Source organism: Microbacterium sp. As-52 (assembly GCF_049949185.1).
In the GTDB taxonomy this organism is placed as follows: Bacteria; Actinomycetota; Actinomycetes; order Actinomycetales; family Microbacteriaceae; genus Microbacterium; species Microbacterium maritypicum_A.
This window is the reverse complement of sequence record NZ_CP188171.1, coordinates 2,717,038-2,739,722: the sequence shown is the minus strand read 5'-3', so window position 1 is coordinate 2,739,722 and position 22,685 is coordinate 2,717,038. Positions and strand designations below refer to the sequence as shown.

The window sequence follows — 22,685 nt, the reverse complement described above, 5'->3', positions numbered from 1 at the left end:
GGTAGACGCGCGGATGCCGCGGACGGGGATGTGTTTCGACGCCGATCGAACCGAGGGCCGAAAGTCTAAAATGTTACATTTGCCTGATGGCGGGAAAGATCCCAGCGGCGGGCTCACGAAGGAGCAGATCACCATGTTCTCGAAACAGCATCCATTCTGGGCGCGCGCGGCGGGTATCACGACCCTCGGTCTCGTGCTCGGCATCGCGCCGATGATCGCGGCAGATCGGCCCCCGAAAGTCGGAGCCGGGACAGGCACCGAAACCGGCACCGATGCCGGCTCCGGCCCCGAAACCGGCTACGGGCAAGAGGCACCGCTGATCGTGGCTCATCGGGCGGGGACCGCCGACTATCCGGAGAACACCAGGGAGGGCATCCGAGGTTCGCTGGAGGATGGCGCTGACGCGCTCTGGATCACCGTCCAGCTCTCTCGCGACGGCGTGCCCGTGCTGTACCGGCCCATCGGCCTCGACGAGAAGACGAACGGGACGGGGACCGTGGCGGAGAAGACCGTCGCAGAACTGACCGCGCTCAACGCCGGATGGAACTTCCGCCCTCGTGGATCGGAAGAGACGCCGTATCGCGACGACCCGGCCCTTCTCCCGACACTCCGACAGGCTCTGGCGGACATCCCCGCCGACCGCCTGGTGTTCCTCGATCTCAAGCAGGCGGATCCGGTTCCTCTGGCGGACGCGGTCGTCGCCGTTCTCCGCGATACGGAGCGCACGGAGAACACCGTCATCTACTCCACGGATGCGGCCGCGACCGGTCGAGCCCGTGACGCCGGCGACGTCCAGGTCGCAGAAGACCGCGATGTCACCCGCAAGCGACTCCTCGACATCGCTCTCGCACACGAGTGCGAGCCGCCGCCCGCGGCCGGAACCTGGATGGCCTTCGAGGATCGCCGCAAGATCACCGTCAGTGAGACCTTCACCTCGGGTACCGCGAAGAGCGAGGTGGAAGTCACCCCCTGGGATCGCGAGGCCGTGCGGTGCATCGATCCCACCGACCGTGTGAATCTCATGGCGATCGGAGTCGCGGACGCCGAACGGTATCGAGACCTCGCCCGCGTCGGCGTCGATGCGGTCCTCGTGGACTCGCCCCGCGATGCCGTGAGCTGGAAGTACGGCCACTCCCGCTGACATCGACGACGCCGCGTCGACCTCCTCAGGTCGGCGCGGCGTCGTCGATGAAGCGGATCCGTACCGCTAGCCCTTCGTCGATCCCGCCAGCAGGCCGCGGACGAAGTAGCGCTGCAGTGCGAAGAAGACGATCAGCGGCACGATGATCGACACGAAGGCGCCCGCCGTGAGCAGGTACCAGTCGTTTCCTCTCGTGCCCGTGATCTCGGCCAACAGCTTCGTGATGGGCGCCGCGGCGCCGTCGGCGAACACCAGCGCCACGAGCAGATCGTTCCACACCCACAAGAACTGGAAGATCGCGACAGAAGCGATCGCCGGCATCGTGAGAGGCAGCACCACGCGGAAGAAGATCTGCCCACGGGACGCACCGTCGACGCGCGCGGCCTCGATGATCTCTCCGGGGATCTCCGACATGAAGTTGTGCAGCAGGTAGATCGCCAGGGGGAGAGCGAACATCGAGTGAGCGATCCACACCTGGGCGTAGCCCGAGGAGGCACCGAGCGGGGTCGTGACCTGCAGCCCGAAGAGGTTGATCCCTCGGGAGAACGAGCTCAGCAGTGGCACCAGCGCCATCTGGATCGGCACGATCTGCAGCGCGAACACGAAGATGAACAGCGCGTTGCGCCCCTTGAAGTCGATCCACGCGAACGCATAGGCCGCCATGGACGCGATCATCAGCGGCACGATGGTGGCGGGGATCGTGATCGCGATCGAGTTGACGAACGACTCCAGGATCGTGAGCTGCGTCGTGCCGGACTGGAGCACGTCGACGTAGTTCTCGAGCGTCACCTGCGGGTCGGCGAAGAAGGTCCACCAGCCGGTCGTCTGGATCTGGTCCCTCGGCCGGAACGACGAGATGAACAGCCCGAGCGTCGGAATCGTCCACAAAAACGCGATGACGATGGACGCCACCGACGCCCACGGACGGGACAGGCGCTTGCGGGTGCGACCGGCGGCGCCGTCGAACCCGCCGCCGGTGGTGATCGCGCGCGTGCTGACGGCGGCGTCTGACTTCACGGTGTCGGTCATCGGATCTCCCGCTGCTTCTTGATCTGGCGCGCGTTGTAGATGACGATCGGCAACACCAGGATGAACAGGATGACGGAGAGCGCGGCACTGCGTCCCGCCTCGAACTTCGAGAACTGCGTGTACATCTCGTTCGCGAGGGTCGACGTGCCGTAGTTGCCGGCGGTCATCGTGCGCACGATGTCGAACACCTTCAGCGAGGCGATCGAGATGGTCGTGAGCACCACGATGAGCGCCGGGCGGATCGCAGGGACCGTCACCGAGATGAACCGCTGCCACGCGTTCGCGCCGTCCAGCTCGGCCGCTTCCAGCAGCTCCGCCGGTACGCCCTTGATCGATGCGGACAGCACCACCATCGCGAAACCGGTCTGCACCCAGATCAGCACGACGATCAGGAACAGGTTGTTCCACGGCTCATTGAGCAGCCACTGCTGCGGCGTGCCACCGAACCACACGAGGAGCTGGTTGAGCAGACCGATCTGCTCGTACTGCGGGCCACGGTACTCGTAGATGAATCGCCAGATGATGCTCGCCCCGACGAAGGAGATGGCCATCGGCATGAAGACCAGCACCTTGTAGATCTTCTCGCCCCGGGTGCGATCGATGAACACGGCGTACGCGAGGCCGACGATCGTGGAGACCGTCGGAACCAGGAGCACCCAGATGATCGTGTTGATGACGGCGGTGATGCCGTCGGATTGCGTGAAGATCCAGAGGTAGTTCGACAGGCCGACGAACTCCTTCCCCGAGGAGTTCATGAACGACGAGAACATCGTCTGGATCGACGGCAGGACGAGACCGACGATCAGCAACAGCAGCGCCGGAGCCATGAAGGCCACGAGCTGGATCAGATATCCCGCGCCATCGCGGGAACGGTAGTCGAGCCAGAAGAACAAGGCGCCGACGGCGACGGCGACTCCCATCGCCCAGTAATAGGAGTTGAAGAAGAACATCACCGCGAGCGGGATGAGCAGGCACATCGCCAATCGGACGAACGTGTAGACCTTCCCCCTACGGGGAGCGATGTCCACCAGGAGCAGGATGATCGCCACGACCACCGCGAAGGCGATGACCACGGCGACGGCCTGCAGGACCGGCGGGAGCGAGCCGATCCATTTGAAGAAATTAGTCGCGTTCACGGATTCCCCTTCATCACGCGGACCGGATCATCGACGCACACGTCGGAGTGCGCGCCGTGGGGTCAGAGGGGCCGCCCCGGTGCGGGGCGGCCCCTCTGCTGGATCAGCTGCTCGGCCAGCCGGTCTCGATCTGCGTGAGCACCTCATCGGTCGAGGTGCCGTTGACCCATGCGACCATGCCCTTCCAGAACGTTCCGGCACCGACGGCACCGGGCATCAGGTCGGACGCGTCGAATCGGAAGGTGGTGTCCGGGTCCTGCAGGATCTTGATGGTCTCCTGGAGGATCGGGTCCTTCGCGTTCGCGGGGTCGAGGCCGTTGTTCGCGGAGGTCACGCCGCCGAGGCTGACGCGGCTGTTCGCCCACTCAGGGCTGGACAGGTACGCGAGCACCTTCTGCGTCGCCTCGGAGTCGCTGAACCCGCCGACGATCTCACCGGCACCCGTCACGGCCGTGTCGCCCTCGGTCTCGCCCGGCAGCATGAATGCCCAGACGTCGCCGTCCTCCGCGACCTTCGTGCCGTCGGGGAAGAAGCCCGACAGGAACGAGGCCTGGTGGGTCAGCGCGCACTCGCCGCCGGCGAGCTTCGGAGCGACATCTCCGAACGCGGTGGAGTTGATGGAGCGCACGTCACCGAAGCCGGCGTTGACGTTGGCCGGGTTGAGCAGGATGCCGCCGACCGAGTCGAACGCCTGCTTGATCTGCGGGTCGGTGAACTTGACCTCGTTCGTGACCCACTGGTCGTAGACGTCCGGTCCGGACTGACGCAGCACGTAGTCCTCGATCCAGTCCGTTCCCGGCCAGCCGGTCGCGGTGCCCGATTCGAAGCCGGCGCACCATGCGGGGGTTCCGGTGGTCGCCTGGATCTTCTCGGTGAGGGCGGTCATCTCGTCGAGCGTCTTGGGAACCTCGACGCCCCACTCCTTGAACTTCGCCGGCGAGTACCAGATCCAGCCCTTGACGTTCGCCATCAGCGGGGCGCCGTAGAAGGTGCCGTCGACGGTGCCGTAGTTCACCCAGTCTTCGGTCCAGTACTCGTTGGCGTTCTTCTCGACCTCTTCGGGTGCGGGCTTCAGGTAGTCGCGGTCCGCGAAGTCCTTGAACAGTCCCGGCTGCGGGAAGATCGCGATGTCCGGCGGGTTGCCGCCCTGGGCGCGCGTGCCGAGCTGGGTCTCGAAGTCCTGGCTGCCCTCGTACTTGATCGTGATGCCGTTCTCGTCGGCCCAGTCCTTCCAGGACTCCTGGAGGAGCTTCGCCTCGTCATCGACGATCGTTCCGTAGATGGTGACGGTGGCATCGCCCCCATCGCCGCCGTCGGTGCCCGGTGCCCCTCCGGGAGCCCCGCATCCGGCGAGCGCGATGCCCGCGACCCCCAGCAGGGCGAGCGGCGCGTAACGCCGGGAACGCTGTGACAGAGCCATGTGAATTCTCCTCTTCGAGTACAGGTTCCCGGCTGGTGCGACGCCACCCCGGGGCATCGTTAGGGAACCGATTCCAGGCCAACCTACTGGCCATGCGCACCCCCGCACAACACGCTAGGGTCACAAGCTCGCAACCATTCGACGTGCTCGCACCCCCGACGTGGGAGCGCTCCCTCGCTTCCGCTCTGGAACCGGTTCCTTTTTCGGATGCCGGCGACTACGATTTGACGCGGCGCGCACCCCCGCGTCGGGGCCACGCAGCTGCGTGATCAGGTCGAGGAGGACCGATGAGCACGATCGCGGACGTCGCGTCGCGTGCCGGCGTATCGAAGGCCACCGCCAGTCGCGCCCTGAGCGGCCGTGGGTACGTGTCGGAGACCACCCGGCAGCGCGTCGAGGACGCCGCTCGCGATCTCTCCTATGTCGCCCACTCCTCCGCGACGAGCCTGGCCACCGGGCGCACGCAGACAGTGGGCGTCGTGATGCCGCCCGTGGACCGATGGTTCTTCGCCGAGCTGCTCGCCGGCGTGCAGGAATCGCTCTTCGCCCTCGACTACGACCTGTCGCTCTACGGCGTGCCGGAAGGGTCGCAGACCAGGGAGCGGTTGTTCGAGAGCGTGCTTCCCGGCCGGCGGTTCGACGGGATCATCGCGGTCGGCATCCAGCCGAGCGCCCGGGAGCTCGAGCGCCTGCAGCAGACCGGGCGGCCGCTCGTGAGCGTCGGCCCGTACAGCGAGGGTTCCAGCGCGGTGTCGATCGACGACACGGCCGCCGCGCGCATCGCGACCGAGCACCTCATCGAGCTCGGGCACACCGACATCGCCTTCGTCGGCGGATCGACGGACGCGGCCACGCTGAGCTACGGTGACGCGCAGCGGCTGGAGGGTTATCGCGGCGCATTGCAGGCGGCCGGAATCGCGGCTCATGCGCGCGTCGCCGGCGGGGCTCCGACGATGCCCGGCGGGTACACCGCGGCAGCGGGACTGCTGGGAGACCGACGGCGGAGGCCGACGGCGATCGTGGGAGTGTGCGATGAAGCCGCGATCGGGGCGATCATCGCCGCGCGGCGACTCGGCATCGCCGTGCCGACCGAGCTCAGCGTCGTCGGCATCGACGATCACGAACACGCCGACATGTTCGCGCTGACCACGATCGGACAGTCACCGCGCGACCAGGGCCATGAGGCGGTGCGCCTTCTGACGCAGCGGATGGAGCACCCCGACGCACCGCTGGAGCGCATCTACGCGGCGTCGGCCCTCGTCGTGCGCAGCTCGACGGCTCCTCCGCGCTGACTTCGCAGCATGCCGGGATGCAGGCCGGGCTCGTGGTGCCACGCGACCGCGGCCCGGGCTCCTGGTGCGCCGGGAGGACAGCAGGGGAAGCGTCGGCAACGGCGGAAACCACCCGGAACGCACGAAGGCCCCGGGGCGAACCCGGGGCCTTCGACGAGAAACGCGTGAGCGTCGCGATTACTTGAGGGTAACCGTGGCGCCTGCCTCTTCGAGAGCAGCCTTGGCCTTCTCGGCGGTCTCCTTGTTGGCGCCCTCAAGGACGGCCTTCGGGGCACCGTCGACGACAGCCTTGGCCTCGCCGAGACCCAGCGAGGTGAGCTCGCGGACGGTCTTGATGACCTGGATCTTCTTGTCGCCAGCAGCCTCGAGGATGACGTCGAAGGAGTCCTTCTCTTCCTCAGCCTCAGCAGCGCCTGCGCCACCCGCGGCACCGGCGACGGCGACGGGAGCAGCAGCGGTGACCTCGAACTTCTCCTCGAACGCCTTCACGAACTCGTTGAGCTCGATGAGGGTCAGGCCGGCGAACTGCTCGAGCAGTTCCTCGGTGGAAAGCTTCGCCATGATGTATCTCCTAGATAGATGGGGTTTGTAGACGAGATCGCAGGTCGCTTACGCGGCCTCTGCGGTCTCCAGCTTTTCGCGAAGAGCATCGATGGTGGCGGCAGCCTTGCCCATCGTCGCCTTCATCATGCCCGCAGCCTTCGCCAGCAGAACCTCACGGCTCTCGAGCGCGGCGTACTTGTTGACCTCGTCCGCGGTGAGGGCGTTGCCCTCGAAGATGCCGGACTTGATCACGAGAAGCGGGTTGGCCTTGGCGAAGTCACGCAGAGCCTTGGCGGTGGCGACGAAGTCACCGTGCACGAACGCGACAGCCGACGGACCCTTGAGGTCGTCGTCCAGCGCGGAGATGCCAGCCTTGTTGGCGGCGATCTTGGTCAGCGTGTTCTTCACCACGGCGTACTCAGCGTCCTGACGGATGCTGTTGCGCAGCTCCTTGAGCTGGGCAACCGTCAGACCGCGGTACTCGGTCAGCAGAACGGCAGTCGAGTTCTCGAATGACTTCGTGAGCTCGGCGACCGATGCATCCTTCTGCGCCATGGTCACTCCTTGGTGTGTACGAGGCGCCGCACGGTGGTGAGGCGCCGACCTGGACCACCTGCAAGAGAAAAAGCTCCGGCGCAAGCGCACGGAGCTTTGAGAGTTCGTGGCCTGCGCGGGCCCCTGCTATGCAGAGCTTCGATCGCTGCATGCTTGCGCACACGACGATGACCAGCGGTCTTCGGTTCGAGATAACTGTACCCCACCCGCCCCGCTCCCCCAAATCCCGCCTCTCCTCCGCCCCTCCGCCCTCCGTCCACCCACCCCCTCGCCGAGACCCACGCTCCGCACCCAGACCCATGGCGGGACTCGTCTCCTGGCATGGGTCTGGACGAGGGGCATGGGTGTCGGCGGCAATAGCTGGCAGAAAAGCGAGGCACGATGTTAGGGGCGGAGGCCGAAGGCACCCAGGCGTGCGCCGAGAGCCTCAGGCGTCACGATGTGCTCGTATCCCCATCGGACGACGCGCCATCCCGTGACGCCACGGACAGCGTCCTCACGGCACTTCTCAGCGATCACGATGTCCTCCGCCGACCTCTCACCGCGCAGATCCGGATCGAGATACTTGCCTCTGCCGTCGAACTCGCCGAAGGCCTGCAAACCGCGGAAGGCGAAATCGAGCCAATAGTCCTCACCGCCTGGCCCGGTGACGTGCGACTGCAGCTCGATGCCCGTGAAGCCGAGCCTGTGGAGGTGCAGACGACTGACGCTCTCCCCGGGAAGCTGGGCACGACCGTCCGACAGCGCGATCATCGCGCGGGCCTGACGGATCCCACGGCCCGACATAGCCCGGGCACGCCGAGCAAGTTCTCCTCGCCACGTGGCGGCCACCTCGGAATCCTGCTCATTCCCGCGCATGGCAACTCGCCGGAGAGCAGCATCGGCCACGGAGATAGCCGCTTCCGGCCCGAGCCGGCTGGTCAGGTCGAGCACGGTTCTCTCGAGCGACGTGCATCTTATGCCCTCGATCTCTTCGAGGTCCCCCTCACCGACCTGTATGTCGTGCCGTGCCACGCAGCCCTTCACCCTGCTGTGACTCGTCCGGCCGAGCAACACGTGCACGTGCGCCGGGAACGTCCGATAGAGCGGCAGACCGTGGAGCACAGCTGCCGAGTCGAAGCAGAATGCGGCGCCTCCGCCCGAGGACTCCCGGTGCACGGCGAGCACCTTCAGGAGATGCCGGCCTTCCGCCCAGAGCTGTGCCCACGCCTCCCCCTCCGCGTACCAGCCCCGACGCACCCGGATGAGCACGCCACCGTCGACCATGCCCTTGAGTTCCCGCTCGGTGATTCCTCGGGCGAGAACATCCCGTCTGGAGAGGAGGAGCTGACGCGCTTCCTCGATCGTGACAGCCTTCCGCATGCGCTCGATCTTCATGCTTGCAGCCGGCCCGCGACCCAGGATCCGCGCATTTCACCGGGAACCGATAGCAACTCGCTCAGAACCATCGCCGTGCAGTTCGCTTCCCTGCCTCTCCCTCCCGCATCCCGGCGAGACCTCGCGCCTTCCTCCCAGCGAAACCCACGCTTGTCGTCGAAACCCACGCGCCGAAGCAACTGCACACGTGGGTGTCGGCGACGCCAATGGGTCTCGGCGACGGGGAGGGGCGGGAGCGGGCGGGAGCGGGAGGGGCGGGAGGGCGGGGCAGGGGGCGGGAGGGCGGCGTGTACGGGAGGGAGGGTCGGCGCGCGGGGTTAGGGTCGAAGGGTGACCCCGGAACTCTCTGCACGCATCGTCGCGGACTCCCGCGACCGCGTGGCATGGTTGCGTGCGCGCTCGCGGGGCATCACGGCCACCGACGTGGCAGGTCTCACCTCGGAGAAGTCGATCGCCCGCGCGGCCGACTCCAAGCTCGGCGGCGGACCCCGCTTCGGCGGCAACGCCTACACCGATCATGGTCGACGACGCGAGCCCGAGATCGCGGCATGGGTCGCGGCCACCCATGGCATCCTTCCCTCCTCCGCACTGTTCCGCGCCGAGGTCGAGCACCGGCACCTGGCCACCCCCGACGGCATCGCGGTCGACGCCGACGGACGCGTGAAGCTCGCCGAGATCAAGACCACGAACAAGGCGTTCCGGGGTATCCCGCGCACCTACCTCCGTCAGGTGTGGTGGCAGCAGCACGTGCTCGGCGCCGAGCGGACCCTGTTCGTCTGGGAAGAGCACGTCGACTTCGCCCCGATCCACGATGAGCCGCGCTGCGTGTGGATCGACCGCGACGACCGCGAGATCGCGAAGCTCGTCGGCCTCGCCACGGATCTCATCGATGAGCTCTACCGACGCACCACCGGCCAGCAGGTTCCGAGCCGGGTGATGGATGCCGCCGCGAGCCGGCGCGAACAGCTCCGTGAACGCGACGCGTTCCGCGCGCTGGCCCTCGCCGACTGATCCGCCCCCCGCCGGGGCCGAGCCGGGCCTCACGTGCAGGTGTTGTTGCCACCGAGACCGAGCAGACCACCGACCGAGAGCGTGCGTGTCGCGGCCGGTGAGACCCACGACGTTCCCGCGTAGATCGTCTCGACCTTCACCGCGTTGGACGATCCGAGAAGACTCCCCAGCAGCGTGTTCAGCAATCCGGAGCTGATCGTGGACGAGTAGGTGTAGGGGCCGGATCCGCTCTGCGTGACGTTGCTGTTGTCGACGACGACGTTGTTGATCGACAGCCGCTGCTGCACGGTCAGGTAGGGCGATGTCCACGTGATCGTGAAGCCGGTGAACGTGCCGAGGAAGCTCGTCACCGTGCACGAGGTGACCACGGGGGTGGCCAGGGTCGCCGCGGTGAACGTGCGCGTCGCATACTCGCTGTCGGTGAATGCGGCGTCGGTGACCTGCACAGCGGGCGTCGAGGCGACGCCGACGAGCACGACGAGGCCGAGGGCTCCTGCCAGGATGCGTGCGCGCGTCGGCCGCCTCATCGTCGACTCCGCGTCTCTGACGTCGCGCGTCGACGCCGACCCGCGAGTGCGATGCCCGACGCCACCAGCGCCGAGCCGGCCATGACCGCCCACGGCATGCCCGGTGGCAGCCCCGTCGTCGCGAGGCCGCCGTCCGACCCCACGATCACCGTCTCGCCCGCCCCCTGCGCGTGCACGCGCACATCGGTACTGCCCGCACCCGCACCCCCGGAGGGATCCAGGAAGATCGCGAGGCGAAGATGCGCCGTCTCGGTGTCGGCGACCTGTGCGAGCGGGATCTCGACCCCGTCGCGCGGGATGCTCCACGCCGTGCGAAGCGTGGCGGCGCCATGGGGACACCCGGCGTCGGTCCATTCCTGCAGGCACAGGGCGACGTCGAGGAGCAGCTGTGCATCACCCGTCGCGCTGACCGCGATCCGCACGACCCCCGGATCCGGGGCATCGGCACTCACCGCGATGTCCCATTCCACCGGCTGTCCCGGCAGCAGACTGCCGGCTGCCGCCCAGTCCGCGACGGAGACGAGGCGCAGGACCGACCCCTGGATGATCTGCGTCGTCGGCGCACCCCATGCGGCCGTCGGCATCGTGACCACCGGCATCGTGACCGCGAGGACGGAGAGCAGGACGACGGCGAGCGCGCGCCTCATGGCCCGTTCCCGTCGGGATCGCGCCCGGACCGGCGCTGCCCGCGCGGCCAGAACGCCCAGACGACCAACGACGTCGCCGCCACGGTCAGAGCTCCCAGCACGATCGGGTTCCCCATACCCGCGACGACGAGCGCGATACCGGGAACGGAGAACAACACCTTCCGCACCGATGTCACCGAGTAGGGGAAGGGATCGTCTGCGGCGTTCGCGTCGCCACGCATCGTGATCACCTGTTCATCCGCGCTCGCACCCCGGACGATCGTGGTGACGCGGTGGGTCACCGGCAGCTCCCCTTCGCGGTCGACGGTCACGACGTCGCCGACCTCGATCTCGGTCGCCGGGACGCGCTGCACCACCGCGACGGAGCCCGCGGGGATCGTCGGGGACATCGACCCGGTGCGGAACATGATGAGCGTGATCTGCGCCGTGAAGGCGAGCACGACGAGCAGGATGCAGATCGCCCCGGCGACCGCGGCCATCCAGAGCAGCGCGTCGCCGATCACACGCCCCGGCCGCATGCCGGTATGTACCCTCGCCGCGGTCGCGTGGGGTTCGACCGCGGCGAGGGACGTCTCTTTCTCGCGCAGGCTCCTTCGCGTCATGGGGGTCGTCATCTCGTCCTCCTCCCTGCCATCCGCGCCTACGACGACGTTCCGAGGAACTGCCAGGTCTGCGTCATCGTGAGTCCCTGCGCGGCGTTCGGGGCCGTCGTCGGGAGGGTGACCGCGAAGCAGTAGTTGACCTGAGCCGCACCGTTCGCCGTCACCACCTGCGTCCCCGACCCCCCGGCGGTGAGCGCCGACCCGTCCGCGACGACGGCCGTCCCCGCCGCGTACGTGGTCGCGTTGCAGGTGGTGCCCGCGATGGTGCGCACACCGTAGGTGAGATACGTCGCGAGCCCCGTGCCGCCGGGTGTTCCCGCAGTCAGCTGGAGGGTTCCCGCCACCGAGGGGTTCGCCGTCTTCACGCTGAACAGCGCATACGTCGCGTTCCCCGGCGCCATCGCGGTGGGCGCGAGCTGGAAGTTCAGGGTCGCCGCCGCGCCCGTGGTGGCGTGACTCGAGAACGTGGAACCGTCGACCGCTCCGACGATGTCGAATCTCCCGGCCGTGAAGCTGGCGGATCCGTACTCGGAGTCATTCCAGGCGGCGAGGGTGGCGGCGACGCCGATGCCGAGTACGAGCCCGCCCGCGAGGACGGCTCTCAGCCGACGGGAGCGCAGCCGCCGCCTCTCCCGCACATCTCTGCGGGTGACCATCACATGCTCAGTTCGTCGACGTGGCCGTGAACTTCCAGGTGGCGTTGGTCACCAGGCTCGGCGTGAGCGACGCATCCGCCGTCACCTTGAAACACAGCTGCACCGCTGTGCCGGGCACGGCCGATGTGCCGCCGGCCGTGAGCGGAACCTGCGTCGCGCCGGTCTGCACATCGAGCGTCGCTCCGGTCGCGATGGGCGTGCCCGTGGCACTCGCCGCGTTGCACGTGGCGCCCGGTGCGAGCTGGTAGATCGAGTACGACAGATGACCGGTGTTCGAACTCGCGGCGGGGTCGGCCGTCGTGCCGTCGGCGACGAGGTTCGCTCCGCTCGTGGTGCCGGCTGCGAGGCGCACCCAGAATCCGGCGTAGACCGAACTCGTCGGCGACATGTTGCCCACGAGCCCCGCCGGCAGGGTGAAGGCGAGAGTCGCCGCGGTGCCAGCGGAGTTGTGGTCGGCGTACGCGGTGCCGTCGGTGGACCCCTGCAGATTGAATGCGCCCGCGGTGAACGTGCCGTTCGCGAACTCGGAGTCGTTCCAGACCGCGAGCGTCACTGCGGTGCCGATGCCGAGCACGAGTCCACCGGCCAGTACCGCCAGGACCTTGCGCTGGGTTGCCTTGGTTGCCATCGCTTCCCCCTCAGGAATTCGTGAACCACGCGAATGCCTGTCGTCCGGTCGCCCCTCAACGACCCCGCATCCGCGCGTTTGCGCCATCCTCTCCCCGCCTCATCCGCAGAACAAGGCGATTTCGCGCACGACATTCGCTCATCCCGCGCAGATCCGAATCCCTCTCGAAGATCGTTGACGTATATCAACGATCGGCGTATAGTTGACGCAGTTCAACCATCTCGTGCGCGCCAGAGCTGTCGCAGCATCTCCACCACCCTTCTGCGAAAGGTCACGCATGACCACGGATTCCCCCGTCAAGATGACGCATCGCCAGGTGCTCGAAGCCCTCACCGGCCTCCTCCTCGGCATGTTCGTCTCGATGATCGCGACCACGGTGGTCTCCACCTCGATGCCGGTCATCGTGCACGACCTCGGCGGCGACCAGGCCGCCTACACCTGGGTCATCACGGCGACGCTCCTCACCACCGCGATCTCGACCCCGATCTGGGGCAAGCTCGCCGACCTGTTCAATCGCAAGCTGTTGATCCAGATCGCGATCATCGTCTTCGTCGGAGCGACCGCTGCGGCCGGATTCGCGCAGGACACCAACACCCTCATCGCCTTCCGCGCCATCCAGGGCATCGGCGGCGGTGGGCTCGCCGCCCTCAGCCAGGTCATCATGGCCGACATCATCAGCCCGCGCGAGCGCGGCCGCTACATGGGTCTGTTCGGTGCCGTGATGGCTGTCGCCACCGTGGGCGGCCCGCTGCTCGGCGGATGGATCACCGACGTCGCCAACTGGCGCTGGAACTTCTTCGTCGCCCTCCCCTTCGCCGTGGCCGCACTGATCATCCTGCAGAAGACTCTGCACATCAGCACCGAGCGCACCCGCAAGGTGTCGATCGACTACGTCGGCATCGTGCTGCTGTCGGCCGCCGTCTCGCTGATCCTCATCTGGATCACCAACGCCGGCTCGACGTTCGACTGGTGGAGCACAGAGACCGTGCTCATGGTCGGCGGCGCGATCGTCTCGGCCATCGCCTTCATCATCGTCGAGCTCAAGGTGCGCGAGCCGCTCATCCCGCTCACGCTGTTCCGCGGCCGCACCTTCACCCTCTCGGTGCTCGCGTCGATCTCGATCGGCGTCGCGATGTTCGGCACCTCGGTGTACCTCGCGCAGTACATGCAGCTCTCCCGCGGTGCGACGCCGACCGAGGCCGGGCTCATGACCCTGCCGATGATGGCCGGCCTCCTGATCTCGTCGATGGTCATCGGCCAGCTCGTCACCCGTTTCGGCAAGTGGAAGGGCTACCTGATCCTCGGGTCCGTGCTGCTGATCGCGGGCTCCGTGATGCTGTCCACGTTGCACTACGACACGAACTTCGTCCTCGTCTCGATCTACATGTTCGTGATGGGCGCGGGCGTCGGCATGACCATGCAGAATCTCGTGCTCATCGTGCAGAACGTCGCGAAGCCCAGCGAGATGGGCGTCGCGAGCTCGGGCGTGACCTTCTTCCGCAGCCTCGGCGGCACGATCGGCGTCTCCGTCATGGGCGCCGTGCTCGCGAACAGCCTCACCGGTCTGTTCAGCGACGGCAAGGAGCGCATCGGGGCAGCGATCGCCCAGCTCGGCGACAAGGGCGCCGAAGTCGCCGCACAGCTCTCCAGCGGAACGCTGCCGGAGGTCCGCCTCCTCCCCGAACCGGTGCGCTCGATCATCGAGGACTTCTACGCCCAGGCCATCTCGCACGCGTTCCTGATCGGCATCCCGCTCGCGGTGATCAGCCTCATCGCGATCCTGTTCCTGCCGAACCGACCGCTGACGACGATGACCACGACGGAGCGCGCCCAGGCGGACGCCGCGAAGAAGAAGCCCGTCGACGGCAGCGTCGACGGCGCGGTCGACGTGGCGATCGCCGACGCGACTGCGCTCTCCGGTGCCCCGACGACCGGTACCGTGACGGTCGTCGACCGCGCAGGTGACCGTGGGGACGGCGCCTCCGATGTCCGACGCTGAGAAAGACATCGACACCCCGGAGGCGCGGGCCGAAGCGGTCCGCGCCCTCGAGGCGGAGTTCAGTGAGCTGATCACGCACTTCCGCCGCGTCATCACTGAGAACGCCCATCGGGTGAGCCCCGGTCTGCTGCCCGGCGGCTACAAGATCTTCACGACGATCGCCCGATGCGAACGGGTGACCGTGTCGACGCTGTCCGAGCGGATGCTCATGGACAAGGGACAGGTCAGCCGCACGGTGCGCGAGCTGGAGGAACTCGGTCTGATCGAACGCACCGCCGACCCCGCCGACGGCCGTTCGTCCCTCCTGGAGCTCACGCCCCTCGGCACGGAGCGGTTGTCAGCGGCTCGACTGCCGCAGGAGGGCCTGCTGCTGCGCACGCTCGAGCAGTGGAGCCTCACCGACATCGGCAACCTCACCCGGCTGCTGCACGCCCTGGCTTCCGGAGTGACACCGGGGTCGACCGCGGCCGATTGACCGGGACGCTGCCGAGGACGCGCCGGGCCTCGGTGGCGACCTCCGCGGCGATCGTGTCGAGCAATTCCGAGCGCAGGTTCCACTGCTGCCAATAGAGCTGCACGCGCAGGGTCGGTCCCCCCAACGGCACGAGCCCAGCCGACTCCTGCAGCAGCGGCACCATGCCCCAGCCGAGTCCGAGGGTGACCGCGAGGGCGTAATCGTGGGATGCCGGGACGTAGTGCCGCGGCACGCCCTCCTGCGCGACCGACATCGCCCTGAGCCATTCGTGCTGCAGGGTGTCCCTCCGGTCGAAGTCGACGAACGGCGCGGCCGTCAACGCGGTCGATGTCACTCCCTTGGGGAACCATCGGGCGGCGAACCCCGGCTCTGCCATCGCCCGATACTCGAGCACTCCGAGCGGCGACACGGAGCAGCCGGAGACCGGAGTCTCCTCACTCGTGACGGCCGCCATCACCGTCCCCGACTCCAGCAGACGGGCGGTGAAGTTCTGGTCATCTCGATGCAGGTCGAAGTCGATGTCGTGCGCTGCGGACAGGCGCGCGAGCGGAGCGAGGAACCAGGTCGCCATCGAGTCGGCGTTGACCGCGAGGGGGATGCTGATCCTGCGCGCCGCGCCGGCCTCGTCGATACCCACCCCGGCCAGCGCATCATGCTCCAGCAGAGCGACCTGCCGCGCCAGACGGACGACCGCCTCCCCCGCCTGCGTCAGCCGTGCGGGCTTGGTGCGCACGACCAGGATGCGCCCCAGCTGCTGCTCGAGAGTCTTCAACCGCTGACTCACCGCGGAAGGAGTGATCTGCAGTCGCCTCGAGGCGGCATCCAGTGTCCCCTCGTCGACGATGGCGGCGAGGGTGGCCGCGAGTTCGGGATCGATTCGCACATCAGCAATGCTAATGGTTCGGTAGAAATCTTCGCTTCTCTTGATGTCCGGCCGTTCCTAGGCTGTATCCATGCTCACGGTTCTCGCCGGCCTCGGCCTCGGTCTCTCCCTCATCGTCGCCATCGGCGCGCAGAACGTCTTCGTGCTGCGTCAGGGGATCCGCCGCGAGCACGTCCTCGCCGTCGTGGCCATCTGCGCGCTCTCCGACGCAGCGCTGATCGCGGCGGGCGTCGCCGGGCTCGGCTTCGTGATCTCTGCCGCGCCATGGCTGGTGGTCGTCGCACGATGGGCGGGGGCGCTGTTCCTGCTGACCTATGGCATCCTGGCCGCACGCCGGGCCTGGCGTGGAGGTGAGGAGCTGGTCGTCGAGACCTCCGACTCCTCGCCCTCCGCATCGCTCGCATCGAGCGGCGTGACGGCGACGCTCACTCGCACGCGGTTGACACCCGTGATCCTGACGACGCTCGCGCTGACGTGGCTCAACCCTCACGTCTATCTCGACACCGTGCTGATGCTCGGATCGATCGCGGCCACCCACGGCGACGAGCGCTGGCTGTTCGCGGGCGGGGCGATCGCCGCCAGCATCCTGTGGTTCACGGCGCTGGGGTTCGGCGCCCGCTATCTGGGGCGCTGGTTGCGCACCCCGCGGTCGTGGCGCATCCTCGACGCCGTGATCGCGGTGGTCATGATCGCGATCGCGATCAGCCTCGTGCTGCCGGTGCTAGGAATCTGAGCGGAGTCAGACGCTGTCGATCTGCGCGAGCCGGGCGCGGACGAGCGTCTCGAGCACCTCGCCCGGGATCGGATGCTCGGGCTGGAACCGGATGGTGCCCTTGTCGACGCTGACTCCCGGATGCCCGTCGAGCATGTCGGCGACGGCGGCGACGGCATCCGGGCTGAACGGGTAGATGCCGATGTGCTTCTTGGCGCGCATCACCGAGAGCAGCGGCTTGCCGCCGTGCACGAGCGCGGGCATGCCGTAGCCCGTGCCCTGCTCCGCATCCGGAGCCTCCCGACGGGCGACCGCATAGACGCGGTCGATCGCATCACGATCGGCAACGGCGAGATCTGCGAGGTAGTCGTCGATGGTTCCCACGAGGGCATCCTGCCACCGATCGGCGCACAGGGCGAGGAGATCGCCGGATCAGGCCCCGTCGAGCGGCCGCATGATGCGGGTGAGGAATCGCTGCGTGCGCTCGTGCTTCGGCGCGCTAAAGATCTCGGCCGGCGGCCCCTGCTCCACGACGACGCCGCCGTCCATGAACAGCACGTGATCGGCGGCCTCGCGCGCGAAGCTCAGCTCGTGGGTGACGACCGCCATGGTCCAGTTCTCGTCCGCGAGCTCCTTGATCACGAGCAGCACTTCGCCGACGAGCTCCGGATCGAGCGCACTGGTCGGCTCGTCGAACAGCAGCAGGTCGGGCTTGAGCGCGAGCGCGCGCACGATTCCCACGCGCTGCTGCTGCCCACCGGAGAGTTGGTGCGGGCGGGCATCCGCCTTGTCGGCCAGGCCGACCCGGTCGAGCAGCGCGAGTGCGTCGGCGACCGCTTCGGTCTTCGGCCGCCCCTGCACCCGCCACGGCCCCTCGATGACATTCTCGAGCACCGTCAGGTGCGGGAAGAGATTGTGGTGCTGGAACACCATCGCCGAGCGGTCGCGCAGCGCGAGTCGCTTCTGCTTCTGCACGCGGGGCTTCGGCTGCACGGCGGGCGAGAAGTCGATCTCCGGGCCGCCCGCGACGACGATCGTGCCGGCGTCGGGCGTCTCCAGCCCGTTGAGCGCACGGAGCACCGTCGTCTTGCCCGAGCCGCTGGGGCCGATGAGCACGACGACCTCGCCACGGTGCAGAGTCAGATCGATGCCGCGGAGCACCTCGTTGTCACCGAAGCTCTTGTGCAGGCCACGGGCGGTGAGCAGAGCCTCTGAAGTGTTGTCAGTGCGCGACACGACTGTCGAGCCTCCTCTCGAGGGCGCTCTGTCCGAACGACAGCACCAGGCAGAACACCCAGTAGACCAGCGCCGCGGCGAGGTAGAGCACCATGAACTCGTAGGTCGTCGACGCGATCTGCTGGGCCACCTTGAACAGCTCGGTCACGAGGATCAGCGACGCGAGCGAGGTGTCCTTCACGAGGGAGATGAACGTGTTCGACAGCGGCGGCACCGACACCCGCGCCGCCTGCGGCAGGATGATGCGCGTGAGCGTGCGCGTGCGGTTCATCCCCACGGTGTACGCGGCCTCCCACTGCCCCTGCGGGACGGAGAGGATGGCCGCACGCACCACCTCGGCGCCGTAGCCGCCGACGTTGAGCGAAAGCGCGATGATCGCGCTCGGCCATGGATCGATCGTGATCCCGATCGACGGCATGCCGTAGAAGATCACGAACAGCTGCACCAGCAGCGGCGTCCCCCGGATCACCGAGATGTAGAACCGCGCGACGCCAGAGAGGAGCGGGTTCACGGAGATCCGCATCAGCGCGATGCCGATGGCGATGACGAGTCCCAGCGCGAACGATGCCAGTGCGAGCGGCACCGTCGCCGTCAGCCCCGCCCAGGCGATCGGCCCGAGCGAGTCGAGGAACAGCTGCCAGGGGTTCTCCATCGATTACTGCGAGACGTCTTCGCCGAAGTACTTCTTGCTGATCTCGGCCAGAGTTCCGTCCGCACGCAGCTCGTCGAGCGCCCCGTCGACCGCCGTGACGAGCGCTTCCTTGTCCTTGGTGAACGCGAAGGCCTGCTCGCCGGCATCGTCGGTCTCGGCGGCGATCTTCAGACCGGTCGGGCTGTTGGTCGTCTCGTAGTCGAGGAACGTCAGCTTGTCGTTGATGGTCGCATCGACGCGGCCCTGACGCAGGAGCTCGACGGCCTGCGCCCAGCCCTCGACGCCCTCGACCTTGGCACCCGATTCGGTGGCGAGGTCGTTCCAGTTGCTCGTGAGCGACTGTGCGGTGGTCTTGCCCTCGAGGTCGGCGAACGACGAGATCGAGTCGTCATCCTCGTTCACGACGATGACGCCAGGCGAGACCGTGTAGGGCGTGCTGAAGAGGTACTTCGCCTCACGCTCGTCATTGATCGTGACCTGGTTGGCGATCACGTCGAAGCGTCCGGCGTCGAGGCCCGCGAAGATCGCATCCCACTGGGTCTCTTCGAACTTCACCTCGAGGCCGAGCTTGTCGGCGACGGCTTCGATGATCTCCACGTCGTATCCGGTCAGGTCACCGGCGCCGTTGTCGCCGTGGAAGCTGAACGGGCGATACGTGCCCTCGGTTCCGACAGTGAGCGTGCCGTCCTTCGCGAGACCGTACTCCGAACTCGCGGAGCTCTCGCCACTGCCCGAGGTGCTCGCGGGCGTGCTCGACCCGCTGCAGGCGGTCAGGGCTGCGGCGGCGACGACGAGTGCGGTGACGGCGATGAGACGACGGGACATGGACCCTCCTGGGGTGTGAAGCGCGGTGCGAGTTTACGCGACCGACGCGCGAACTCCCCCACAGTACGTGGCGCTCGGCGGTTCGCCGCATCCGATGACGTTGCGTTTCGCGGGGCTGGCCTGCCCTCTCGCGGCCCCACCCCGCTCTCGCGCCAGCCCTGTTCCGGTCGCACTTACTGCCGCTCAGGAGTCGATGATGCGGCAGGAAGTGCGACCGGAACGAGGTCTGCGCAGGACGCAGAAACGCCCCCGGGCGAACCCGGGGGCGTTTCAGAGAGTCAGACTCAGATGGAGTTGACGTCCAGCGGGATGCCGGGGCCGAACGTGGTCGACACCGCACCCTTCTGAATGTAACGGCCCTTCGAGCTCGACGGCTTGAGGCGGACGATCTCCTCGAGCGCTGCGCCGATGTTCTCGTTCAGCTGCTCTGCGGTGAAGGATGCCTTGCCGACGACGAAGTGCACGTTGGCGTGCTTGTCGACGCGGAACTCGATCTTTCCGCCCTTGATCTCCTCGACGGCCTTGGCCGGGTTCGGAGTCACGGTACCGGTCTTCGGGTTCGGCATCAGACCACGCGGTCCGAGCACCTTTCCGAGACGACCGACCTGGCCCATGAGCTCCGGGGTGGAGACAGCGGCGTCGAAGTTGGTCCAGCCATCGGCGACCTTCTGGATGAGCTCGGCGCCGCCGACCTCATCTGCGCCTGCGGCGATCGCAGCCTCGGCCGCGGGGCCGGTGGCGAAGACGATGACGCGGGCGGTCTTACCGGTGCCGTGGGGCAGGATGACGGTGCCGCGCACCATCTGGTCCGCCTTGCGGGGGTCGACGGCGAGCTTCAGCGCGACCTCGACGGTCGAGTCGAACTTCGTCGAGCCGGTCTCCTTCGCGAGGGCGACGGCCTCGGTGGGGGTGTAGAAACGGTCTGCCTCGATCTTCTCGGCGGCAGCCTTGTAAGCCTTGGACTTGGTAGCCATGATTATTCTCCTCAGCCCTCGACCGTGATGCCCATGGAACGGGCGGTGCCGGCGATGATCGAGATCGCGGCCTCGATGTCGTTCGCGTTCAGGTCGGCCTGCTTGGTCTCGGCGATCTGACGGACCTGGTCCTTGGTGATCTTCGCGACCTTGACGGTGTGCGGGGTCGCGGAGCCCTTGGGGACGCCGGCGGCCTTCTTGATGAGCTCCGCAGCAGGCGGGGTCTTCAGGACGAAGGTGAAGCTGCGGTCCTCGTAGACGGTGATCTCGACGGGGATGACGTTGCCGCGCTGCGACTCGGTCGCGGCGTTGTACGCCTTGCAGAACTCCATGATGTTGACGCCATGCTGACCGAGCGCGGGGCCGATCGGCGGCGCCGGGTTGGCTGCACCGGCGTTGATCTGAAGCTTGATCAGGCCGGTCACCTTCTTCTTCGGTGCCATTCTCTTTCCTTTCATCGAATCGGATGCCGGAGCATCCGCTTCTCCCACAGATCCGGCGGTTCCGGAACGTGGTCGTCTCCGCGCACGCCGAAGCGTCGCACAAACCACACAAGTCTACCCGATCAGAAGGAGTCCTGCCGGCCACGGCCGCTCAGCGGCGCAACGGACGCCTGCCCGACGCAAGAGGCGCCTGCCCGACGCAAGAGGCGCCTGCCCGACGCAAGAACGGCCGCCCCGAGAGGGACGGCCGTTCTCGTGTGAATGTGTGTCAGACCATCTTGGTGACCTGGTCGAACGACAGCTCCACCGGGGTCTCGCGCTCGAAGAGGGAGACGAGGACCGTGAGCTTGCCGCTCTCGGGCTTGATCTCGCTGATCGAACCGGGAAGACCCGCGAACGAGCCCTCCTTGATCGTGATGGTCTCGCCGACCTCGAAGTCGACCTCGGCCGGCAGGGGACGAGCGACGGCGACGCCGCCCTTCGACGCGATGTTCTTGGCCGTGGGGACGTCCTTGACCTCGACGAGCGACTTCAGCATGTTGAAGGCCTCTTCGAAGCGCAGCGGCGTCGGGTTATGGGCGTTGCCCACGAAGCCGGTGACACCCGGGGTGTGCCGCACGACCGACCAGGTGTCTTCCGTGAGCTCCATGCGCACCAGCACATAGCCGGGGATGCGCACGCGGGTGACCATCTTGCGCTGGCCGTTCTTGATCTCGACCACGTCTTCCATCGGGACCTCGACCTGGTAGATCTCGTCCTCGACCTCGAGCGTCGACTTGCGCTGCTCGATGTTGGCCTTCACCTTGCGCTCGAAACCGGCGTAGGAGTGGATGACGTACCACTTGCCCGGGAGCATGCGGAGGTCCATGCGGAAGGCCTCGTACGGGTCTTCCTCGGCGTCCTCGTCGTCTTCGTCCGTCGAGGAGTCCTCGTCGGCCTGCGCGTCGTCGGCGCCGAGCTCGGGACCGTCGTAGGGAGTGACCTCGTCGGCCGCCTCCGCCTCCTGCTCGGCGACCTCTTCGGCCACTGATTCGTTGAGGACCTCAGCGGCAGCCTCAGACTCAGCCGCTTCGTCCAGGTTGAGAGCGTCGTTCACGATCGCGTCCGCCTCCGGGTCGTCGATGTCGATGTCGATGTCAGCCGTGTCATCCTCTTCGCCGTCCTCATCTTCGACGTGGACCGCGACGTGTTCGGCCGAGGTGACCGAGAGCTCTTCCTCAGCGAGGACGTTGCCCTCCTGGGCCTCGTCTTCCTCGCTGGACTGCTCTGCGGCGGTCGCCCAGTCGGCGTCGTCGGAATATCGTTCAGACACGTTGTTTTCTCCATAGCTGCGGCGCGAGCCGCGGGGGTCATCAGCCAGGGATTCCGAACACCCAGTGCGCCAAGAGCCCGAAGGCGAAGTCCAAGCCGTAGACGATGCCCATGACGATGATCACGAAGACGAGCACCACCCCGGTGAACTTGAACAGCTCCTTGCGAGTCGGGGTGACGACCTTGCGGAGCTCGGCGATGACCTGGCGGATGAACAGGGCGATGCTCCCGAAGAACCGGGAGAAGGGGTTGCCCTTCTTCTCGCGGGTGGCGCCGGCCGCGACGACCTCGCCGCGCGGTTCGTCCTGATCCATCCTGAATGTACCTTTCGTGTGTCAGCGTTGCGCTGACGCGCAGGGCGGACAGGAATCGAACCTGCAACCTGCGGTTTTGGAGACCGCTGCTCTGCCAATTGAGCTACCGCCCTAGAGACCGGGAGGTCTCGGGGTGTTCTCCCCACTCTGCCACCGTAGCCGCGATCAAAAGACCCCAGGCATGGCGAAAGAATGCAGACAACAACTGCCCCACAAGCATACGGCATCGATCCGGTCGCGCCGAACCGGGATCGCGATGGCGTGTTCTTGTTAGGCTCAGCGAGCGTATGCAGGAGG

At 67.2% G+C, this 22,685-nt stretch carries 26 protein-coding genes and 1 tRNA gene; 6 read left to right on the top strand and 21 right to left on the bottom strand.

Features of this window, described 5'->3' with window-relative positions:
- Positions 1 to 133 precede the first annotated feature (133 nt).
- Positions 134 to 1,141, top strand: a complete 1,008-nt coding sequence (locus ACLFA2_RS13255) for a glycerophosphodiester phosphodiesterase family protein (protein WP_426621440.1) — start codon at positions 134 to 136, stop codon at positions 1,139 to 1,141.
- A gap of 66 nt (positions 1,142 to 1,207) precedes the next feature.
- On the opposite strand, the gene ACLFA2_RS13250 is transcribed toward ACLFA2_RS13255, so the two are convergent.
- The 3 genes from ACLFA2_RS13250 to ACLFA2_RS13240 form a co-directional block, all read right to left on the bottom strand.
- Positions 1,208 to 2,170 (bottom strand): carbohydrate ABC transporter permease, encoded by a 963-nt coding sequence (locus ACLFA2_RS13250; protein ID WP_021199170.1) that lies wholly within the window; start codon positions 2,168 to 2,170, stop codon positions 1,208 to 1,210.
- On the bottom strand, positions 2,167 to 3,306 hold the full coding sequence (locus ACLFA2_RS13245; protein WP_029258742.1) for a carbohydrate ABC transporter permease: 1,140 nt from the start codon (positions 3,304 to 3,306) through the stop codon (positions 2,167 to 2,169). The genes ACLFA2_RS13250 and ACLFA2_RS13245 overlap by 4 nt, the downstream gene beginning before the upstream one ends.
- 103 nt (positions 3,307 to 3,409) lie before the next feature.
- Positions 3,410 to 4,726, bottom strand: a complete 1,317-nt coding sequence (locus ACLFA2_RS13240) for an ABC transporter substrate-binding protein (protein WP_021199172.1) — start codon at positions 4,724 to 4,726, stop codon at positions 3,410 to 3,412.
- Between the two features lie 287 nt (positions 4,727 to 5,013).
- Here ACLFA2_RS13240 and ACLFA2_RS13235 point away from each other — a divergent pair, with 287 nt between their 5' ends.
- The gene (locus tag ACLFA2_RS13235) at positions 5,014 to 6,018 is read left to right on the top strand and encodes a LacI family DNA-binding transcriptional regulator (protein WP_021199173.1); all 1,005 of its coding nucleotides are present in this window, start codon (positions 5,014 to 5,016) and stop codon (positions 6,016 to 6,018) included.
- Between the two features lie 177 nt (positions 6,019 to 6,195).
- Here ACLFA2_RS13235 and rplL read toward each other — a convergent pair whose 3' ends face one another.
- From rplL to ACLFA2_RS13220, 3 genes are all read right to left on the bottom strand, one after another.
- Positions 6,196 to 6,579, bottom strand: a complete 384-nt coding sequence (rplL, locus tag ACLFA2_RS13230) for a 50S ribosomal protein L7/L12 (RefSeq protein WP_017829128.1) — start codon at positions 6,577 to 6,579, stop codon at positions 6,196 to 6,198.
- A 48-nt stretch (positions 6,580 to 6,627) separates the two neighbouring features.
- Positions 6,628 to 7,116: a 50S ribosomal protein L10 gene (rplJ, locus tag ACLFA2_RS13225; protein WP_017829129.1), complete on the bottom strand. Its 489-nt coding sequence runs from the start codon at positions 7,114 to 7,116 to the stop codon at positions 6,628 to 6,630.
- A gap of 384 nt (positions 7,117 to 7,500) precedes the next feature.
- Complete coding sequence (locus ACLFA2_RS13220; protein WP_426621439.1) at positions 7,501 to 8,493, bottom strand: type IV toxin-antitoxin system AbiEi family antitoxin domain-containing protein; 993 nt, start codon at positions 8,491 to 8,493, stop codon at positions 7,501 to 7,503.
- A 330-nt stretch (positions 8,494 to 8,823) separates the two neighbouring features.
- On the opposite strand from ACLFA2_RS13220, the gene ACLFA2_RS13215 reads away from it, so the two are divergent.
- On the top strand, positions 8,824 to 9,504 hold the full coding sequence (locus ACLFA2_RS13215) for a YqaJ viral recombinase family protein (RefSeq protein WP_029267314.1): 681 nt from the start codon (positions 8,824 to 8,826) through the stop codon (positions 9,502 to 9,504).
- Positions 9,505 to 9,533: 29 nt separating this feature from the next.
- On the opposite strand, the gene ACLFA2_RS13210 is transcribed toward ACLFA2_RS13215, so the two are convergent.
- Genes ACLFA2_RS13210 through ACLFA2_RS13190 form a run of 5 tightly spaced genes read right to left on the bottom strand, consistent with a single transcriptional unit; the run spans position 9,534 to position 12,564 of the window.
- Positions 9,534 to 10,031: a hypothetical protein gene (locus tag ACLFA2_RS13210; protein WP_167255645.1), complete on the bottom strand. Its 498-nt coding sequence runs from the start codon at positions 10,029 to 10,031 to the stop codon at positions 9,534 to 9,536.
- Entirely contained in the window at positions 10,028 to 10,678 is a 651-nt protein-coding gene (locus tag ACLFA2_RS13205; RefSeq protein ID WP_426621438.1) for a hypothetical protein, read from the bottom strand. Before ACLFA2_RS13205 ends, ACLFA2_RS13210 begins: the two co-directional genes overlap by 4 nt.
- The gene (locus tag ACLFA2_RS13200; protein ID WP_426621437.1) at positions 10,675 to 11,292 is read right to left on the bottom strand and encodes a signal peptidase I; all 618 of its coding nucleotides are present in this window, start codon (positions 11,290 to 11,292) and stop codon (positions 10,675 to 10,677) included. The genes ACLFA2_RS13205 and ACLFA2_RS13200 overlap by 4 nt, the downstream gene beginning before the upstream one ends.
- 26 nt (positions 11,293 to 11,318) lie before the next feature.
- Complete coding sequence (locus ACLFA2_RS13195; protein ID WP_426621436.1) at positions 11,319 to 11,936, bottom strand: SipW-dependent-type signal peptide-containing protein; 618 nt, start codon at positions 11,934 to 11,936, stop codon at positions 11,319 to 11,321.
- A 7-nt stretch (positions 11,937 to 11,943) separates the two neighbouring features.
- The gene (locus ACLFA2_RS13190; RefSeq protein WP_426621435.1) at positions 11,944 to 12,564 is read right to left on the bottom strand and encodes a SipW-dependent-type signal peptide-containing protein; all 621 of its coding nucleotides are present in this window, start codon (positions 12,562 to 12,564) and stop codon (positions 11,944 to 11,946) included.
- A 277-nt stretch (positions 12,565 to 12,841) separates the two neighbouring features.
- Here ACLFA2_RS13190 and ACLFA2_RS13185 point away from each other — a divergent pair, with 277 nt between their 5' ends.
- Positions 12,842 to 14,563: an MDR family MFS transporter gene (locus tag ACLFA2_RS13185; RefSeq protein WP_426621434.1), complete on the top strand. Its 1,722-nt coding sequence runs from the start codon at positions 12,842 to 12,844 to the stop codon at positions 14,561 to 14,563.
- On the top strand, positions 14,550 to 15,038 hold the full coding sequence (locus ACLFA2_RS13180) for a MarR family winged helix-turn-helix transcriptional regulator (protein ID WP_031207956.1): 489 nt from the start codon (positions 14,550 to 14,552) through the stop codon (positions 15,036 to 15,038). The genes ACLFA2_RS13185 and ACLFA2_RS13180 overlap by 14 nt, the downstream gene beginning before the upstream one ends.
- On the opposite strand, the gene ACLFA2_RS13175 is transcribed toward ACLFA2_RS13180, so the two are convergent.
- A complete protein-coding gene (locus tag ACLFA2_RS13175; RefSeq protein ID WP_021201057.1) occupies positions 14,977 to 15,921 on the bottom strand; it encodes a LysR family transcriptional regulator ArgP in 945 nt (314 codons plus the stop codon). The genes ACLFA2_RS13180 and ACLFA2_RS13175 overlap by 62 nt on opposite strands.
- A gap of 70 nt (positions 15,922 to 15,991) precedes the next feature.
- Here ACLFA2_RS13175 and ACLFA2_RS13170 point away from each other — a divergent pair, with 70 nt between their 5' ends.
- Entirely contained in the window at positions 15,992 to 16,654 is a 663-nt protein-coding gene (locus tag ACLFA2_RS13170; protein WP_021201058.1) for a LysE/ArgO family amino acid transporter, read from the top strand.
- Between the two features lie 6 nt (positions 16,655 to 16,660).
- Here the strand turns inward: ACLFA2_RS13170 and ACLFA2_RS13165 are convergent, their stop codons facing one another.
- From ACLFA2_RS13165 to ACLFA2_RS13125, 9 genes are all read right to left on the bottom strand, one after another.
- On the bottom strand, positions 16,661 to 17,017 hold the full coding sequence (locus ACLFA2_RS13165) for an iron chaperone (RefSeq protein WP_021201059.1): 357 nt from the start codon (positions 17,015 to 17,017) through the stop codon (positions 16,661 to 16,663).
- A 48-nt stretch (positions 17,018 to 17,065) separates the two neighbouring features.
- Positions 17,066 to 17,869: an amino acid ABC transporter ATP-binding protein gene (locus ACLFA2_RS13160; protein ID WP_021201060.1), complete on the bottom strand. Its 804-nt coding sequence runs from the start codon at positions 17,867 to 17,869 to the stop codon at positions 17,066 to 17,068.
- A complete protein-coding gene (locus ACLFA2_RS13155) occupies positions 17,856 to 18,521 on the bottom strand; it encodes an amino acid ABC transporter permease (RefSeq protein ID WP_021201061.1) in 666 nt (221 codons plus the stop codon). Before ACLFA2_RS13155 ends, ACLFA2_RS13160 begins: the two co-directional genes overlap by 14 nt.
- A 3-nt stretch (positions 18,522 to 18,524) precedes the next feature.
- Entirely contained in the window at positions 18,525 to 19,346 is an 822-nt protein-coding gene (locus ACLFA2_RS13150) for an amino acid ABC transporter substrate-binding protein (RefSeq protein ID WP_021201062.1), read from the bottom strand.
- Positions 19,347 to 19,630: 284 nt separating this feature from the next.
- Entirely contained in the window at positions 19,631 to 20,320 is a 690-nt protein-coding gene (gene rplA, locus ACLFA2_RS13145) for a 50S ribosomal protein L1 (RefSeq protein ID WP_021201063.1), read from the bottom strand.
- An 11-nt stretch (positions 20,321 to 20,331) separates the two neighbouring features.
- A complete protein-coding gene (gene rplK / locus ACLFA2_RS13140) occupies positions 20,332 to 20,763 on the bottom strand; it encodes a 50S ribosomal protein L11 (RefSeq protein ID WP_017829145.1) in 432 nt (143 codons plus the stop codon).
- 268 nt (positions 20,764 to 21,031) lie between these two features.
- Positions 21,032 to 22,075, bottom strand: coding sequence for a transcription termination/antitermination protein NusG (gene nusG, locus ACLFA2_RS13135; RefSeq protein ID WP_021201064.1), 1,044 nt, complete (start codon positions 22,073 to 22,075; stop codon positions 21,032 to 21,034).
- Between the two features lie 40 nt (positions 22,076 to 22,115).
- Positions 22,116 to 22,388, bottom strand: a complete 273-nt coding sequence (gene secE, locus ACLFA2_RS13130; RefSeq protein WP_021201065.1) for a preprotein translocase subunit SecE — start codon at positions 22,386 to 22,388, stop codon at positions 22,116 to 22,118.
- A gap of 40 nt (positions 22,389 to 22,428) precedes the next feature.
- A tRNA-Trp gene (locus ACLFA2_RS13125) sits at positions 22,429 to 22,501 on the bottom strand.
- Positions 22,502 to 22,685: the final 184 nt, after the last annotated feature.

Excerpts from the sequence above, each read along its gene's own strand:
- ACLFA2_RS13255 (WP_426621440.1), top strand. The coding sequence starts at position 134 with ATGTTCTCGAAACAGCATCCATTCTGGGCGCGCGCGGCGGGTATCACG.
- ACLFA2_RS13250 (WP_021199170.1), bottom strand. The coding sequence starts at position 2,170 with ATGACCGACACCGTGAAGTCAGACGCCGCCGTCAGCACGCGCGCGATC.
- ACLFA2_RS13240 (WP_021199172.1), bottom strand. The coding sequence starts at position 4,726 with ATGGCTCTGTCACAGCGTTCCCGGCGTTACGCGCCGCTCGCCCTGCTG.
- ACLFA2_RS13235 (WP_021199173.1), top strand. The coding sequence starts at position 5,014 with ATGAGCACGATCGCGGACGTCGCGTCGCGTGCCGGCGTATCGAAGGCC.
- rplL (WP_017829128.1), bottom strand. The coding sequence starts at position 6,579 with ATGGCGAAGCTTTCCACCGAGGAACTGCTCGAGCAGTTCGCCGGCCTG.
- rplJ (WP_017829129.1), bottom strand. The coding sequence starts at position 7,116 with ATGGCGCAGAAGGATGCATCGGTCGCCGAGCTCACGAAGTCATTCGAG.
- ACLFA2_RS13220 (WP_426621439.1), bottom strand. The coding sequence starts at position 8,493 with ATGAAGATCGAGCGCATGCGGAAGGCTGTCACGATCGAGGAAGCGCGT.
- ACLFA2_RS13210 (WP_167255645.1), bottom strand. The coding sequence starts at position 10,031 with ATGAGGCGGCCGACGCGCGCACGCATCCTGGCAGGAGCCCTCGGCCTC.
- ACLFA2_RS13205 (WP_426621438.1), bottom strand. The coding sequence starts at position 10,678 with ATGAGGCGCGCGCTCGCCGTCGTCCTGCTCTCCGTCCTCGCGGTCACG.
- ACLFA2_RS13200 (WP_426621437.1), bottom strand. The coding sequence starts at position 11,292 with ATGACGACCCCCATGACGCGAAGGAGCCTGCGCGAGAAAGAGACGTCC.
- ACLFA2_RS13195 (WP_426621436.1), bottom strand. The coding sequence starts at position 11,936 with ATGGTCACCCGCAGAGATGTGCGGGAGAGGCGGCGGCTGCGCTCCCGT.
- ACLFA2_RS13190 (WP_426621435.1), bottom strand. The coding sequence starts at position 12,564 with ATGGCAACCAAGGCAACCCAGCGCAAGGTCCTGGCGGTACTGGCCGGT.
- ACLFA2_RS13185 (WP_426621434.1), top strand. The coding sequence starts at position 12,842 with ATGACCACGGATTCCCCCGTCAAGATGACGCATCGCCAGGTGCTCGAA.
- ACLFA2_RS13180 (WP_031207956.1), top strand. The coding sequence starts at position 14,550 with ATGTCCGACGCTGAGAAAGACATCGACACCCCGGAGGCGCGGGCCGAA.
- ACLFA2_RS13170 (WP_021201058.1), top strand. The coding sequence starts at position 15,992 with ATGCTCACGGTTCTCGCCGGCCTCGGCCTCGGTCTCTCCCTCATCGTC.
- ACLFA2_RS13155 (WP_021201061.1), bottom strand. The coding sequence starts at position 18,521 with ATGGAGAACCCCTGGCAGCTGTTCCTCGACTCGCTCGGGCCGATCGCC.
- ACLFA2_RS13150 (WP_021201062.1), bottom strand. The coding sequence starts at position 19,346 with ATGTCCCGTCGTCTCATCGCCGTCACCGCACTCGTCGTCGCCGCCGCA.
- rplA (WP_021201063.1), bottom strand. The coding sequence starts at position 20,320 with ATGGCTACCAAGTCCAAGGCTTACAAGGCTGCCGCCGAGAAGATCGAG.
- rplK (WP_017829145.1), bottom strand. The coding sequence starts at position 20,763 with ATGGCACCGAAGAAGAAGGTGACCGGCCTGATCAAGCTTCAGATCAAC.
- secE (WP_021201065.1), bottom strand. The coding sequence starts at position 22,388 with ATGGATCAGGACGAACCGCGCGGCGAGGTCGTCGCGGCCGGCGCCACC.